The sequence below is a fragment of the Helicobacter pylori genome, assembly GCF_006440215.1.
Taxonomy (GTDB): domain Bacteria; phylum Campylobacterota; class Campylobacteria; order Campylobacterales; family Helicobacteraceae; genus Helicobacter; species Helicobacter pylori_CS.
Map to the genome: position 1 here is coordinate 19,282 of NZ_VEZH01000017.1, position 14,529 is coordinate 33,810.

Annotated in this window: 12 protein-coding genes and 1 pseudogene; 5 read left to right on the plus strand and 8 right to left on the minus strand. The window is 38.3% G+C overall.

The window, feature by feature from the left end:
* Window positions 1–3: 3 nt before the first annotated feature.
* Genes FIM44_RS07350 through fabZ form a run of 4 tightly spaced genes read right to left on the minus strand, consistent with a single transcriptional unit; the run spans window position 4 to window position 3,727 of the window.
* Entirely contained in the window at window positions 4–1,047 is a 1,044-nt protein-coding gene (locus FIM44_RS07350; RefSeq protein WP_000577744.1) for a rod shape-determining protein, read from the minus strand.
* 42 nt (window positions 1,048–1,089) lie between these two features.
* The gene (gene clpX / locus FIM44_RS07355) at window positions 1,090–2,430 is read right to left on the minus strand and encodes an ATP-dependent protease ATP-binding subunit ClpX (RefSeq protein WP_140579584.1); all 1,341 of its coding nucleotides are present in this window, start codon (window positions 2,428–2,430) and stop codon (window positions 1,090–1,092) included.
* A gap of 1 nt (window position 2,431) precedes the next feature.
* Window positions 2,432–3,244 carry an acyl-ACP--UDP-N-acetylglucosamine O-acyltransferase gene (gene lpxA / locus FIM44_RS07360; protein WP_140579585.1) on the minus strand — a complete coding sequence of 271 codons (813 nt, stop codon included), beginning with the start codon at window positions 3,242–3,244 and terminating at the stop codon, window positions 2,432–2,434.
* Window positions 3,245–3,247: 3 nt separating this feature from the next.
* Window positions 3,248–3,727: a 3-hydroxyacyl-ACP dehydratase FabZ gene (gene fabZ, locus FIM44_RS07365; RefSeq protein WP_000438052.1), complete on the minus strand. Its 480-nt coding sequence runs from the start codon at window positions 3,725–3,727 to the stop codon at window positions 3,248–3,250.
* Between the two features lie 47 nt (window positions 3,728–3,774).
* On the opposite strand from fabZ, the pseudogene FIM44_RS08850 reads away from it, so the two are divergent.
* A pseudogene (locus FIM44_RS08850) lies at window positions 3,775–3,947 on the plus strand (flavoprotein oxidoreductase).
* Here FIM44_RS08850 and fliW read toward each other — a convergent pair.
* Window positions 3,908–4,297 (minus strand): flagellar assembly protein FliW, encoded by a 390-nt coding sequence (gene fliW, locus FIM44_RS07375; protein WP_140579590.1) that lies wholly within the window; start codon window positions 4,295–4,297, stop codon window positions 3,908–3,910. The pseudogene FIM44_RS08850 and the gene fliW overlap by 40 nt on opposite strands.
* Window positions 4,298–4,516: 219 nt before the next feature.
* Here fliW and FIM44_RS08520 point away from each other — a divergent pair, with 219 nt between their 5' ends.
* From FIM44_RS08520 to FIM44_RS07390, 4 genes are read left to right on the plus strand one after another with little or no spacing between them, the layout of a single operon-like run.
* Entirely contained in the window at window positions 4,517–4,663 is a 147-nt protein-coding gene (locus tag FIM44_RS08520; RefSeq protein ID WP_194148720.1) for a hypothetical protein, read from the plus strand.
* 41 nt (window positions 4,664–4,704) lie between these two features.
* Window positions 4,705–5,367, plus strand: coding sequence for an outer membrane protein assembly factor BamD (gene bamD, locus FIM44_RS07380; RefSeq protein ID WP_001237319.1), 663 nt, complete (start codon window positions 4,705–4,707; stop codon window positions 5,365–5,367).
* 41 nt (window positions 5,368–5,408) lie between these two features.
* On the plus strand, window positions 5,409–7,898 hold the full coding sequence (gene lon / locus FIM44_RS07385; RefSeq protein ID WP_140579586.1) for an endopeptidase La: 2,490 nt from the start codon (window positions 5,409–5,411) through the stop codon (window positions 7,896–7,898).
* Between the two features lie 8 nt (window positions 7,899–7,906).
* Complete coding sequence (locus FIM44_RS07390) at window positions 7,907–8,734, plus strand: prephenate dehydrogenase (protein WP_140579591.1); 828 nt, start codon at window positions 7,907–7,909, stop codon at window positions 8,732–8,734.
* A 328-nt stretch (window positions 8,735–9,062) separates the two neighbouring features.
* On the opposite strand, the gene FIM44_RS07400 is transcribed toward FIM44_RS07390, so the two are convergent.
* The 3 genes from FIM44_RS07400 to FIM44_RS07410 all read right to left on the minus strand — a co-directional run bounded on the left by FIM44_RS07400 (window position 9,063) and on the right by FIM44_RS07410 (window position 14,507).
* On the minus strand, window positions 9,063–9,926 hold the full coding sequence (locus FIM44_RS07400) for a DNA/RNA non-specific endonuclease (RefSeq protein ID WP_194148161.1): 864 nt from the start codon (window positions 9,924–9,926) through the stop codon (window positions 9,063–9,065).
* A 124-nt stretch (window positions 9,927–10,050) separates the two neighbouring features.
* The gene (locus FIM44_RS07405; protein WP_140579587.1) at window positions 10,051–11,982 is read right to left on the minus strand and encodes a site-specific DNA-methyltransferase; all 1,932 of its coding nucleotides are present in this window, start codon (window positions 11,980–11,982) and stop codon (window positions 10,051–10,053) included.
* Complete coding sequence (locus FIM44_RS07410; protein ID WP_140579588.1) at window positions 11,976–14,507, minus strand: DEAD/DEAH box helicase family protein; 2,532 nt, start codon at window positions 14,505–14,507, stop codon at window positions 11,976–11,978. The genes FIM44_RS07405 and FIM44_RS07410 overlap by 7 nt, the downstream gene beginning before the upstream one ends.
* Window positions 14,508–14,529: the final 22 nt, after the last annotated feature.

Below are 14,529 nucleotides of genomic sequence, written 5' to 3' on the forward strand. Positions count from 1 at the left end.
GCATTATTCGCTAAAACCCACACGGCTGAGTAAATCCAAATCTTGTATGGCTTCTCCTGTGCCTTTGGCTACCGCCAATAAAGGCTCATCGCCCACATACACAGGGAGTTTAACCATATCGCTTAAATACTTGTCTAAGCCTTTAATCAAAGCCCCACCGCCGGTAAGCACCACGCCATTTTGCACAATGTCTTTAGCCAAATCCGGCTTCACTTCTTCAAGCACGCTCCTTAAAGCACTAGAGATTTCTCTCACCTGATCTTTAATGGCTTCAAACACATCATCAGAACTCAATTCAATCGTGTGCAACAACCCGCTCACTTGATCCCTCCCTGACACTTCCATGGTAAGAGGCGGATCCAATTTGATCGCGCAACCGATTTCAATCTTAATCTCTTCGCCGGTGCGCTCCCCTATCAACAGATTGAATTTCTTACGGATATATTCCACGATGCTTTGATCCAATTTATCCCCAGCCACTCTAATGCTTTTAGAAATGACTAGCCCCCCAAGACTGATCACGCCAATTTCAGTCGTGCCACCACCAATATCCACGATCAAACTCCCTTGAGGCTCTTTCACCGGCAAGCCTGCTCCAATCGCGGCTGCCATAGGCTCTTCAATCAAAAAGACTTCTCTAGCCCCCGCGCTTAAGGCGCTCTCTTTAACCGCATTCCTTTCCACGCTTGTCAATCCATAAGGCACGCACACCATGATGCGCGGGCGAATCCATGTCTTTCGTTTGTGCGCTTTTTCAATAAAGTAGCGAATCATTTTAGCGGTAATGTCATAATCGGCAATCACGCCATCTTTCATGGGGCGAATCGCTCTGATGCTGTTAGGGGTTTTGCCTAGCATTTCTTTAGCCTCACTCCCCACTGCCAAAATATCATAAGCTTTAGAATCAAACAATCCCATGCGCACCGCCACAATAGAAGGCTCATTGATAATAATGCCCTGCCCTTTGACTAACACGATCGTGTTAGCCGTGCCTAAATCTATGGCAATATCATGCGAAAACAAACCGATCAATTTGCTAAAAATCATGCCCTTTCTAATCCTTTATCATTAAATTTATAAGCGTATTTTTTAAGGAAGCATTTTAGAATGCGTTTTAGCAATGATCAAAGGTTCAGCTTGTTTTAAAACACAATCTTTGGTGATACGCACTTCCGATCCTTTAAGCTTGGGTAAATCAAACATAATATCCAAACAAAAATCTTCAATGATTGCCCTTAGGCCCCTAGCCCCGGTTTTTCGCTCTAAAGCGAGTCTAGCGATTTCTTTAATCGCTTCTTCTTCAAAAATCAAATCCACCTCATCCATTTTGAAAAGTTGCTGGTATTGCTTGATTAGGGCGTTTTTAGGTTTTTGTAAAATATCCACCATCGCTTCTAAACTGATACTATCTAGCGTGCTTAAAACCGGCAAACGGCCAATCAGCTCAGGGATAAGCCCATAAGTAACCAAGTCATGAGTTTGGACTAAATGCAAGATCGCTTCTTGCTCTTTTTTGCTCATCTTTTCTTGAGTGAAACCCAACACATTTTGCGTGGTGCGTTTTTTAATGATTTCCGCTAGCCCGTCAAACGCTCCGGCGCAAATGAATAAAATATCGCTCGTGTCAATTTGAATGAAATTGCCCTCAGGGTGCTTTCTGCCGCCTTTGGGGGGGATATTCACTAAAGAGCCTTCAATGATTTTTAACAACGCTTGTTGAACGCCCTCGCCAGAAACATCTCTAGTGATAGAGCGGTTTTCTGACAAACGGCTGATTTTATCAATCTCATCAATAAACACAATGCCTTTTTGGGCTTTTTGAACGTTCCAATCGCTCGCTTGCAACAATCTTGTAAGGATATTTTCCACATCTTCGCCCACATAACCCGCTTCAGTCAAGCTGGTCGCATCGCTAATGGCGATAGGAATATCCAAATGCTTGGCTAGAGTTTGCGCCATTAAAGTTTTGCCTGATCCTGTAGGGCCGATCAGTAAAATATTAGACTTGCTCAACTCCACTTCTTCTAAATGCTCCAACTCCACATTGCTGTCTTGGTTGTCTTGTTTTTTGAGTTTTTCTTTAAAAGATAAGCGCTTGTAATGATTATACACGGCTACGGAAAAAACCTTTTTGGCCTGCTCTTGCCCTATCACATAATTGTCTAAAACCGCCTTAAGCTCTTTAGGGGCTGGAATATGAGAGAGTAAAAACTCTTCTTCATAAGTGCTGGATTCCATTCGCCTCAATCGGTCTCTTTTGAGCGCCAATAAAGAATTGTCGTATTTGTGCAATTCCCCATGCATCACATCTATACAATATTCGCACACGCACACATCTTTATTCAGGTTGCTCGCAAAAATAATGCGGCGTTTTTTGGGATCTCTTGATTCTGGTTTTTTGCAAAAACTGCAATAAAGCGTTTCGTTCATGTTATTCCTCTTGTTTTTCTTCGCTAGAATATTCGCTTGACTTATACGCCACGCCCCTAGAACTCTCTAAAATAAAAGAGCAAATCTCTTTCACAAAAGGGTTATTGGCATGCTCTTCTAATTCTAATTTAGCGCTCTCTCTTAAAGAGGGGACAGGGCTAAACAACCTTTTATAAAGCACATGGATGAAATCAATATCCTTACTCTCTAGTAATTGGCGCATCCGGTGGCGGTTTAACCCCCTAATAAAAGCGCGATTGCCCTCTACGGTGCAATAAGGCGGCACATCTTTGCCTAAAGCGCTCTTACCGGCTATCATGCACCCTTTAGCGATACGCACAAACTGATGGATCGCGGTAAGACCGCCAATATTGACATAATCGCCTATTTCAATATGCCCTGCTAAAGTTACGCCATTAGCCAAAATACAATGACTGCCAATCACGCAATCATGAGCGACATGCACATAAGCCATGAGCAGGTTTTTATCCCCAATAATGGTTTTTTTAATCCCCCCTTCAGTGCCGGGATTTATCATGCAAAATTCACGAATAAGGTTGCCTTCTCCAATAATCAGTTCGCTGTATTCGCCCTTATATTTTAAATCTTGAGGCTGTGTGCCTAGCACGGCAAAAGGGAAAATTTCGGTGTTTTTCCCGATGAAAGTATGCCCTTGTAAGGTTACATTGTTATGGAGTTTCACGCCTTCATCTAGTTTGACGCCATCCCCAATCACGCAAAATTCCCCAATCTCTACGCCCTTATTAATCTCTGCTTTAGGAGAGATGATGGCTGTTTTTGCAATCTTACTCATTTTTTAATCTCTCTCTGCGATCATGGCTTTCAATTCGGCTTCAGCGACCACTTTGCCATCCACTTGAGCCGTGCCACCCACTTGCCAGATCATGCCTTTATGCTTTAAGACTTCTAAATGGTATTCTAATCTGTCGCCTGGGGTTACAGGAATGCGGAATTTAACCTTGTCAATCGTCATGAAATACACGATTTTTGTTTTGGCGATTTCAGGGTCAAACCCCCACAAGCTAGTGAAGGCTAAAAACCCTCCCGTTTGCGCCATGCCCTCTACAATTAAAACGCCCGGGAAAATGGGCTTATTAGGGAAATGCCCGTTAAACACATCTTCATTAAAAGTGATATTCTTATAAGCGGCAATTTTTTTATTGGCTTGTAACTCTATAATTCTATCCACTAAGAGCATGGGATAGCGGTGAGGTAAAATCTGTAAGATATGCTCTATAAAAAATTGGGATTGTAAGTTTTGATGGCTTTGTTCCATAAAATAAACTCCTTGTTTTGGATTCAATTAAAGCGCTATTTTTAGCGTTGGTTATTCTAAAAAATAACCGCTATTATACCATAAGAAAACCGCTCGCTTGTATTTGCAAAAACACCGATGCATCGCGCCATAAACTTAAAGAAACGCTTTATATAGACGCCATTCTGCACCACTCATGCATCATTCATGCGTGTGGCTCAGAATATTCTCTCTTAAATGATAGTGTGGGTATTTGCTAGAATCCAAAACCACTTGCCCCATGAGCTGTTTGTCCAAATTGAAAATTAAAGGGGCTAAATAATTCACGGTGGAAAGCTCAATGGGGGTTTGAACGACCATGATATTAGCGACTAGAACGCTCTTTGCTCCCTCTAATTCTAAAAGGATTTTTAAGGGGGTAGGCACTTCAAATTCGTATTTTCTTAAAGCAAAGGGATTAACTAGCGTGAAAGACACCACGGAATTATCTTCGGCGCTATTCAAACGCAAAAAGATTTCATCAATCTTTTGCAAACGCATTTTATGAATGGTTTCAAACCCTAAGATAGGTGCTTTCACATCAAAAATCATAGGCGATTGCATTCCCTTTAAAAAAGCACAAAATCTTCTCCTTAAAGAATAAAAGACCGCCTTAAAACCAGCGCTCAATGATTTCTAAACTAAAAACTCTGTATTATATCAAACAATTTTGGTAAAATCAATTTTTGCTAGTTTTGGGTATAATCCCAATAACTTAACCATGATGGAAGTTTAACTGAACAATTATAAAATATAACAAGGAGTGAAAAAATGAGTAAAATAAAATCACAAATCAAGAAAAATAATTCTAGTAAATCTCATTACAGCATTGGGTGGAACGTTTTTGGTGCGGTGTGCTTGATTGGAGAAATGGTGCTGACATTATTCGGTGGGAATAAGAAAGATAAGAAAAAATAACCATGAGTTATTCAAAAATTTAACTTTATAAGACGGGTGGCATGCGTTTAAAACATTTTAAAACTTTCCTTTTTATCACAATGGCGATTATTGTTATAGGCACCGGTTGCGCGAACAAAAAGAAAAAAAAAGACGAATACAACAAACCGGCGATCTTTTGGTATCAAGGGATTTTGAGAGAAATCCTTTTTGCCAATTTAGAAACAGCGGACAATTACTATTCTTCTTTACAAAGCGAACACATCAATTCCCCCCTTGTCCCAGAAGCGATGCTGGCTTTAGGGCAAGCGCACATGAAAAAGAGAGAGTATGTTTTGGCGTCTTTTTACTTTGATGAATACATCAAGCGCTTTGGGACGAAAGACAATGTGGATTATTTGACCTTTTTAAAATTGCAATCGCATTATTACGCTTTCAAAAACCATTCTAAAGACCAGGAATTTATCTCTAATTCTATTGTGAGTTTAGGCGAATTTATAGAAAAATACCCTAACAGCCGTTACCGCCCCTATGTAGAATACATGCAAATCAAATTCATTTTAGGGCAAAATGAGCTCAATCGCGCGATCGCGAATGTTTATAAAAAACGCCACAAGCCCGAGGGCGTGAAACGCTATTTAGAAAGGATAGATGAGACTTTAGAAAAAGAGACTAAACCCAAACCATCGCACATGCCTTGGTATGTGTTAATCTTTGATTGGTAGGATATTTCAAAACCATACACACTATAACAGAGAGATGAAAAATGACTGAAGATTTTCCTAAAATTCTGCCTTTATTGGTAGAAGAAGACACTTTTTTATACCCCTTTATGATAGCCCCTATTTTTTTGCAAAATAACGCCAGCATCAAGGCGGTAGCTTACGCTAAAAACAATAAGTCGTTAGTCTTTATTGCATGCCAAAAAGACAAATTGAACGATAATGAAGCCCCTTATTATGATGTGGGGGTGATTGGATCTATTATGCGTGAAGCCAACATGCCTAATGGGCGCGTGAAATTGCTCTTTAATGGCATCGCTAAGGGGCGTATTTTAGAGCCTGCTAAAGAAAACGAGCAAGGCTTTTTGGAAGCTCAAATAAGCCCTATTGAATATTTAGAATACGATAAAGAAAACATTCAAGCTATTGTGGAAGTCTTAAAAGAAAAAGTGATCACTCTAGCCAATGTCAGCTCACTCTTTCCTCCGGATTTGATCAAGGCTTTAGAAGACAATGACGATCCTAACCGCATCGCTGATTTAATCGCAGCGGCCTTGCATTTGAAAAGAGATCAAGCGTATTCTCTTTTTGCGAACAACAACACCGAACAGCGTTTGTTGGATTTGATTGATATTGTGATAGAAGAGACTAAAACCCAAAAACTCCAAAAAGAAATCAAATCCAAAGTCCATCAAAAAATGGAGCAAACCAATAAGGAATATTTCTTAAAAGAGCAGCTCAAACAAATCCAAAAAGAGCTTGGCACAGACAAACAGCGAGATGAAGATTTAAACCAATACTACCAAAAACTAGAAAGCATCAAGCCTTTTTTAAAAGAAGAAGCGTTTAAGGAGATTAAAAAGCAAATTGACCGGCTGAGCCGAACCCATGCGGACAGCTCGGATAGCGCGACTTTGCAAAATTATATTGAAACCATGTTAGATGTGCCTTTTGGGCAATACGGGAAAAAAGCGCTTGACATTAAGCATGTGAGAGAACAACTAGACAAGGATCATTATTCCTTAAAAAGGCCTAAAGAGCGTATTGTAGAATACTTTGCCACCATGCAGCTTTTAGAAATGCGCCACAAGAAAAAGCCAGAAAAAAAAGACAAAACTAAAGGCACGATTTTATGCTTTTATGGGCCTCCTGGCGTGGGTAAAACGAGTTTGGCTAATTCCATCGCTAAAGCGATAGAGCGCCCTTTAGTTCGGATCGCTTTAGGGGGATTAGAAGATGTGAATGAATTAAGAGGGCACAGACGCACTTATATAGGCTCAATGCCTGGGCGCATTGTCCAAGGGCTTATTGAAGCCAAAAAGATGAATCCTGTCATGGTTTTAGATGAAATTGATAAGGTGGATAGGAGCGTTAGGGGCGATCCAGCGAGCGCTTTATTGGAGATTTTAGACCCTGAGCAAAATACCGCTTTTAGGGATCATTATGCGAATTTTAGCATTGATTTATCGCAAGTGATTTTTATCGCTACCGCTAATAATATTGACAGGATCCCAGCCCCTTTAAGAGACAGAATGGAATTTATCAGCGTGTCCAGCTACACACCTAATGAAAAAGAAGAAATCGCTAAAAATTATCTTATTCCCCAAGAATTAGAAAAGCACGCCTTAAAGCCTAGCGAAGTGGATATTAGCCATGAGTGTTTGAAACTCATTATTGAAAAATACACCAGAGAAGCGGGCGTTAGGGATTTACGAAGACAAATCGCAACGATTATGCGTAAAGTAGCTTTAAAATACCTAGAAGATAACCCGCACAAAAAAGGGCGAACCAAAAAAGGCGAAGATCAAAAAGGCGAAAATGAAGAAAACAAAAAAAGAGACGAGAACAAAGATTTCTGTGTCTCTATCACGCCTAGTAATCTTAAAGAGTATTTAGAGCGCATGGTGTTTGAAATTGACCCCATAGATGAAGAAAATAAAATCGGTATCGTCAATGGTTTGGCATGGACTCCAGTGGGCGGTGATGTGCTTAAAATTGAAGCGCTTAAGATTAGGGGTAAGGGGGAATTAAAACTCACCGGGAGCTTAGGCGATGTGATGAAAGAATCCGCTATTATTGCCTTTTCTGTTGTCAAAGTCTTATTGGATAACGAAACCTTAAAAGCGCCTAAAATCCCTAGCGAAACCGATGCAGAGAATAAGAAAAAGAAAAAAGCGCTGAAAGTTTATAACGCTTATGATTTGCATTTGCATGTCCCTGAGGGGGCTACGCCTAAAGACGGCCCGAGCGCTGGGATCGCTATGGCGAGCGTGATGGCGAGCATTTTGTGCGATAGGGCTACAAGAAGCGAAGTGGCAATGACGGGCGAATTGACTTTGAGCGGGGAAGTTTTACCCATAGGAGGGTTGAAAGAAAAGTTGATCGCCGCTTTTAAAGCCGGCATTAAAACCGCTCTTGTTCCTGTCAAAAATTACGAAAGGGATTTAGACGAGATCCCTGCTGAAGTGCGAGAGAATTTAAACATCGTTGCGGTGAAAAACATCGCTGAAGTGCTAGAAAAAACTTTGCTTTGAAATTTGACATGAAAGCAGGCATTATTGGTTTAGGGCTTATGGGGGGCAGTTTAGGGCTAGCCTTGCAAGAATGGGGGCGTTTTAAAAGCGTTATAGGCTATGATCATAACGCTTTGCATGCTAAATTGGCTTTGACTTTGGGGCTTGTAGATGAATGCGTGGAATTTGAAAAGATTTTAGAATGCGATGTGATTTTTTTAGCCATTCCAGTTGAGGGCATCATTTGGTGTTTGAAAAAAATGACCTCTATCAAAAAAAGCGCAACGATTATTGATTTAGGGGGGGCAAAAGCTAAAATCATTCACAATATCCCTAAAAGCATCCGTCAAAATTTCATCGCCGCGCACCCCATGTGCGGGACAGAGTTTTATGGCCCTAAAGCGAGCGTTAAGGGGTTGTATGAAAACGCCCTTGTGATATTGTGCGATTTAGAAGATTCAGGGACCAAGCAAGTAGAGATCGCTAAAGAAATCTTTTTAGGCGTTAAAGCGCGCTTGATTAAGATGAAATCCAACGAGCATGACACCCATGTGGCTTATATCAGCCATTTACCCCATGTTTTGAGCTACGCTCTAGCCAATAGTGTTTTAAAGCAAAACGACCCAGAGATGATTTTATCTTTAGCGGGTGGGGGCTTTAGGGATATGAGCCGTTTGTCTAAAAGCTCGCCTTTAATGTGGAAAGATATTTTCAAACAAAACCGAGACAATGTCTTAGAAGCGATTGAAAAATGCGAAAAAGAAATCGCGCAAGCTAAGGCTTGGATAGAAAATAACGATTATGAAAGCCTTGCAGAATGGATGGCACAAGCGAACAAGCTCCAGGAGTTCATGTAAAATAATTTAAAATTTTGTATATTGTTGTTTTTAGGGTTGCGAGAAGCGAAATGGGGTATTTGGATTGTTTTTATGGATTATAGGCTGTTTCATATGGATAGCATGGATTTACCCAGCAACCAGCAAACAACCATAAGAGATTATCTTAAACCCGGATCTATTGTTGTGTTTGCCATAATCGTAATAATAATTTTTATCTCATTCCTCCAACACCTATGAAACCCCTTATCGCTTCCAACAAAAAACCAATTTTAGCCGTTTAGGAACTTGATTTCTCAAACCTTTTATCCAAAACACCGGTGTTTTTACGGGCATTTTAAGAGCGGTTTTAATACTTCTTAGCGTTGTTAAGATACTTAGGCAATTCATTCAACTCAGTGTTTTTATTGTTCTTAAAAACCACCTGCTTTTCAACCCGCTCATATTCTTTACAATCTTTTCTCATTTCTTGTAAGGGATATTTTTGGTTGTCATTAGGGATATAAAAGCATTCGCTTTTAGCGTTTTCATAGCTGTCCGTTAGGCTTGTATCATAGTGGTACCAAAAGCCGCTAGGGATAGCGATATTCTTAGAGCTGAAAGTCCTATAGCCCTGTTTGATGATGGTGAGTTCTTCGACTAAAACTTGATGGTATTTCCTGGCCAAATTACGGCCCTCTTTTTCTACCAATAAAACAGAATGCCTGTTGGTGTTTTTGGCTTCAGGGGTGATATTAGTCATTCTGTAAGTCTCTCTTAAAGGGTTAGACGCAAAGTCAAAAGAAGCGTCATTCGCCACAAAATGCCCCCTATCAAAACCGCTTCTGGTGTAATCTTGTGTCGTGGCTTGTTGGTATTTGGCTAATCGTGTGTCCGTCTTAAACTCATAGCGTTTTTCAATATTATTTTTATCCACTAAATCCCCAAACAACACACTCACGCCATAAATAGGGTTTTTCAATTCGCTAGAATAACACACCGAATAGAAGTTATTTTTTAAGACTTTACAATCAATGCCAGTGAGCATGCCATTAGCGTTATAAGCGGTATTGCGGTTTTTAGCGGGGTTAGCGCTATTGGCTTGATTCTTGATTTCATTAAGCTTTTTAGCGGTGTAGCTGTTAATAGCCTTAGTGAAATTATCCAACATGTCCGCTTGGAGCCAACTCATAGCGATCAAGCTAAAACAGAGCCAGTTTTTAAAGGTTTTCATGTTTTGCTCCTTGTTGGTTGGCTTGAATACTACAACAATATTTTTAATCGTTTGTTTTTACCCGCTAAATAGCCTAGCGCATAGCGTTTTGATGCGTTAAGTGGTGTGCATTGAACGATCAAACTTAAGAATAAAAAATTTCATTGTATTTTTTAGTGATCTTATCTATCCCCCATGCGTCTTCGTCAATATCGCCCAAGTTCAAATAGTCTTCGTTAGAGTCAAAAAGCTTGCAATAAATCTTTTTTTGCTCGTTTAAATCTAAATTGTGGAACTCTTCGCTATCAATTTCATCAATCTTACCATCGGTGCGTTTTAAAAAGCGCTCATTAAGATCGTTAAAGATTTTTAGGCATTCGCTCTTGCTGTTAGCGTTAAGGATTTGTTTTTTAATTTCTAAATTCACTTCTTTCAATTCAGCATAAACAAAACTCCCGCCCCCTTTAAAACCGCATTTTTTAGAAATGCCCCCTTGCTCGCCCTCTATGACTTTTTTTAACCTTTCTTTAGTGATCGTTTCTATATAGTCCATTTGCTCGATGCCAATGTAGCGGCGTTTCATCTTGTGTGCCACCGCGCAAGTCGTCCCGCTCCCGGCAAAAAAATCTAACACGAGATCGTTTTCGTTGGTGGAAATTTCTAAAATATCTTTAATGAGTCTTTCGGGTTTTTTGCCATTTTTCCACACTAGATTTGCTTCTTTATTGATATTCATCATATCTTTATAAAAGCTTCCCCACCAATCTCCCCTTATTTTTCTTAATCCAATTTTTGCGTCAAAATCATCAGTTTCGCCAATAGCATCACTTAATTTAAGAAGTTGTCTTATAATATTATTTGAATTTTTAAATATTAAATATTGATTATATTCTACAATCTCTCCACTATTAAGATTGCTTTCTTGTTCTTGCGTGAAATTAAAATTAATCTCAGCATTATTATCTCTGTAAATATTATCCGCATTTTTATGGACAAAATCTCTAAAGTCTTTATCATCATTGTAAAGAGCCATGACTTTGTCTTTTGTTATATTCTCATACTTACTTTTTAAGAAATTTAATAGTGTTTCTCGTTTTTTAGTTTTAGGATCTATATAGATCGAATAGTGTTCATCCCATTCTTTAGCTACATAAAGAGAACGGATAAAACTAAAATTCTCCATATTTTTTGAATAAATTAAAATATATTCGGCATTTTTAACAATATTTCCTTTTTTAGCCGAAGCCACTTTCATGCCTTGCGTTGTTGATAATTCTACATGCAAACAAGCCACAAAATTCTCTCTAAGAAAAACCTCATCCATTAACACTTTTAAATAAGCCTGTTCGTTGTCATCGCATTGCACAAAAATCACGCCATCATCGCTTAAAAATTCCCTAGCCACTTCAAGCCTGTTTTTCATAAACACTAGCCATGAGCTGTGGTTGAAATTATCGTTGTAATTAAAGCTGTCATTGCCCGTATTATAAGGGGGGTCAATGTAGATGCATTTAACTTGTTTAGCGAATTTCTTTTTTAAAGAATGAAGAGCGATCAAATTATTGCCTTTGATAAGGTAGTTTGTGTTCTTGTCTTTTAAAGCGCTTTCTAAATCGCCCTCTCCATGCATTTCAAAACGGCACAGCACTTTTTTGCTTAAAAGCGTGTCAATTTCTTTTTTATGCAGTATTTCATGGTAAAAAAGCTCGTTAGATTTGGTGCTGTTATCTTTAGCGTTACCCAGTAAAACATTGTCTTTAAAAGGGAAATTCAAAACGACTAACTCGCTGGATTTTATCAAACCCCCTTGCGAAAATAAGCCTATTTTATTTTTAAATCGTGTGAAAGATTTTTCTAATTCTTTTGTTTCTAAACATTCCAATAACGCTTCTTGATTGAATACAAGCACATTAGCGATAATTTTAAAAAAAGCGTTTTTGTAGTCGTTAGCGTTTTCATGCTCAAGCATGAAAATTAAAAGCTTTTCATCAGTTGTTAGGATTAAAGTAACTAATCGTTCTTTAGTGAAACGATTGATTAGAGCGTCTAGTAGGGTTTTTAGCGGGGTTTTTAACATTCTTTGTCCTTAAAAGTTTGATGGAAAGCTTCAACAAATTCTGCGTTTAGCGTTCTGTTGTTATTTGTGAAAGTGAAAAACGGCAAGCCTTTTAAATGGAGTTTTTTGTCATGGCTTTTAAGCGTGGCGTTTTCTAGCATTTCTAAAAATTCTTTTTTCCAAGCGTTAGAAGGCTCTAAATGTTCGCCTTTAGCTTCCATATAACAAGTGAAGCCTAAAAATTCATCGCTATGCGTTTGGGCAAAAAGGATAAAATCCGGCTCAAAACCTTGCGCGTAAAAGGGGCTATTTTCTATGTTGCAAAAAACTTTTAATTCAGTGAAATGGTCATTCCTTAAAACGCACCATTCTTTGAATTTCTTGTCTAAAACCTCTTTATGGTCGTTGATGAAATCTAAAAACTTCCTTTCTAAATCGCTGTCTAGTTTTCTCATGTCTTTAAAAAGCAGCCATTCATAAAAGGGAATGTCTTTTTCCCATTCGCTAGCGCTAAGGCTTTTATTATGCGTTTCAAATTCTTTCAATTCTAACGCGCTCACGCTATATTTATCTTGCTCTTTTAAAAGCGTGTCTTTTAAGTTTTCAATGATATAAACAGCGAGTTTTAAAAGCGTTTTGTTGTCGTCAAACTTTTGGTTTTTATGGAAGTTTGTTTTTAATGAAGAGATATATTGCTCTATAAATCCCACTTTATTGTTAAAGGCATGTTTTTTAAAGGCTTTTTTAAGCGTTTTGAAATCCAGATTTTTTAAATTAAGGGCTTTTAAAAAATAGTTTAGGGGGATTTTATCTAAGGTGTGGGGTATATAATAAGTTCTATCGCTTTTATTTTCTTCTTTAAAATCCACTTTCTTTTCACGCACATCAAAAGCAAATAAGGGGACATGCAAACTTTGGAGCTTGACTTTAACAGGGTCTGTATAGTCTTTATTGAATAGGTTTTTATTCTTGTCTTTTGTATTGCTTGCATAGTAGCATTTGAAACGCTTGGTGGGTGTTAAAGGGATAGTCTGTTTTTCATTTACAAATCCTAATCCTAAATCTTGTAACTCTTTTTTTAATTGAGCGATAAATTCGCTGTTATAAATGGCATGGTAGTCTAACCTCTCTAGCGTGCTTAAGGGGTTAAAAAGATCAAATTTGCGTTGGTAAAACTCTATGCGGCTTGGCTTGAAATCGTTATAGCTAAAGGGGTAGTATCTCGCTCCTCGCCCTATGAGCTGGGCATCTTTAATGGTGTCTTTTTGGCTCGCTTTATTTTTAAGCCTGACAATGTCAAACAAATTCAACACATCCCAACCTTCATTGAGCTTATCCACGCTAAAAATCACTCTTTTAGGGTTGTCTCTGTCTTCTAGGGAGTTCAATAAAAGCATGCCTTTTTCTAATTCTTTTTCGTTATTGGTGTTAATCTGGGTGCTTTTTTTGAATTTCGTTTGCAAGAATGCGGTAAGGTTAGGGGTGTATTTTTGCTTGTCAAAAAAGTTTTTAGCGTCTTTAAAAAAAGCGTTGCGGCTGTAATTGAAAAAATTTTCTAAATCTAAAGGGCTTAAATTTTCTAAAAAGGCGTTGAAGCGCTCTTGATTTTTTTTACTCTCTTCAATCCTCTCGCTTTTAAACAAAATGCATGGTTTAAAGTTTTCAATATTATGGTGTTGGGCTAATAATTCTTTATACAAACTGGAAACGCATGCCCCTAAAAAGCGTGTTTCTAATTCTTTATTTTCATAAGAAAGGGAATAAATGTTTTTGCAAAATTTATCTTCGCTAAATTCTTTTAAGGTGTAAGTTGCCACCTTTAAGTTTTTATATTTTTCTTCAACGCTTTTTTCTTTAGGGATAGTGGCGCTAAATTCCAGCAATAAATTGTCTTTATTTTGTTCTAGGGCTAATTTCACCACGCTTTCCCAGTTGCGTTTTTCACTAGCCTCACTATCATTTAATTTCTTTTTAGTCTCTGTGTTTAAGTGGTGCGCTTCATCCGCTAAAAAAACTAATTTCTGATCTTTTAAATCCTCTATACTGATAGCGTTTTCTTTAGCTCTAGTGAATAATGAAAACAAGCCTTGAATGGTGCTAAAATAAATGTTGATAGCGTTGTTGTGGCTCTCGTTTAAATTATTGATGCTTTTAATTTCTGTATTTTCATCATTGATATTGATATTCTCACTAAAAAGGTATTTTGATGAGGCGCTGTCTGTAAAATTAAGCTTGGTTTTTTCTAAAATGCTGGTGCTGTTCACAAAAAAGATAAAATTTTGATAGCCTTGTTTGCAGCATTCTAAAATCAAAGCCGCCATCACTAAGGTTTTACCGCTACCGGTTGCCATTTCAAACATGAAATGCTTTTGAGTTGGGTGGGATTGGCGTTTTTCTAAATAATTATATATCGCTTTTTTTTGATAGTCTCTAAGCTCTTTTTTTAAATTACTGGTGATATGAGTGGGTAGATCTATTTCTTTATTATTGGGTGCGTTATTTGGCGTGCGATCTTTTATGGCTGATTGGGGGGGGGGGGGGGGCATTTTGGGTGAGTGAGTCTTGCTT

Excerpts from the sequence above, each read along its gene's own strand:
- FIM44_RS07350 (WP_000577744.1), bottom strand. The coding sequence starts at position 1,047 with ATGATTTTTAGCAAATTGATCGGTTTGTTTTCGCATGATATTGCCATA.
- clpX (WP_140579584.1), bottom strand. The coding sequence starts at position 2,430 with ATGAACGAAACGCTTTATTGCAGTTTTTGCAAAAAACCAGAATCAAGA.
- lpxA (WP_140579585.1), bottom strand. The coding sequence starts at position 3,244 with ATGAGTAAGATTGCAAAAACAGCCATCATCTCTCCTAAAGCAGAGATT.
- fabZ (WP_000438052.1), bottom strand. The coding sequence starts at position 3,727 with ATGGAACAAAGCCATCAAAACTTACAATCCCAATTTTTTATAGAGCAT.
- fliW (WP_140579590.1), bottom strand. The coding sequence starts at position 4,297 with ATGATTTTTGATGTGAAAGCACCTATCTTAGGGTTTGAAACCATTCAT.
- FIM44_RS08520 (WP_194148720.1), top strand. The coding sequence starts at position 4,517 with ATGAGTAAAATAAAATCACAAATCAAGAAAAATAATTCTAGTAAATCT.
- bamD (WP_001237319.1), top strand. The coding sequence starts at position 4,705 with ATGCGTTTAAAACATTTTAAAACTTTCCTTTTTATCACAATGGCGATT.
- lon (WP_140579586.1), top strand. The coding sequence starts at position 5,409 with ATGACTGAAGATTTTCCTAAAATTCTGCCTTTATTGGTAGAAGAAGAC.
- FIM44_RS07390 (WP_140579591.1), top strand. The coding sequence starts at position 7,907 with ATGAAAGCAGGCATTATTGGTTTAGGGCTTATGGGGGGCAGTTTAGGG.
- FIM44_RS07400 (WP_194148161.1), bottom strand. The coding sequence starts at position 9,926 with ATGAAAACCTTTAAAAACTGGCTCTGTTTTAGCTTGATCGCTATGAGT.
- FIM44_RS07405 (WP_140579587.1), bottom strand. The coding sequence starts at position 11,982 with ATGTTAAAAACCCCGCTAAAAACCCTACTAGACGCTCTAATCAATCGT.
- FIM44_RS07410 (WP_140579588.1), bottom strand. The coding sequence starts at position 14,507 with ATGCCCCCCCCCCCCCCCCAATCAGCCATAAAAGATCGCACGCCAAAT.